Raw genomic sequence first — 253 nt, 5'->3', positions numbered from 1 at the left:
CACCATGGGCGTGCTGCCCGCGCTGCTGGCCGAGCGCCTGGGCGTGCCGCAGGCCACGCTGCTGTCGGAGGTGGCGGTGGCCGGCGGGAAGGTGACCGGGCGCCGGGACGGCGACGCGGCCACCGAGCAGGTCGAGGCGGCGCTGCCCGCGGTCGTCTCGGTCACCGACCAGTCCGGTGAGGCCCGCTACCCCTCGTTCAAGGGCATCATGGCGGCGAAGAAGAAGCCGGTGACCTCCCTGGACCTGGACGAC

At 74.3% G+C, this 253-nt stretch carries 1 pseudogene; it reads left to right on the top strand.

From position 1 onward, the window contains the following. Nucleotides 1–253: pseudogene (locus tag IH44_RS0140295) on the top strand (electron transfer flavoprotein subunit beta); the annotation flags it as partial.

This window comes from Kitasatospora sp. NRRL B-11411 (genome assembly GCF_000721345.1).
GTDB classification, from domain to species: domain Bacteria; phylum Actinomycetota; class Actinomycetes; order Streptomycetales; family Streptomycetaceae; genus Kitasatospora; species Kitasatospora cineracea.
Note: the sequence above shows the minus strand (reverse complement) of the source record. Positions and strands in the feature narration are given on the sequence as shown.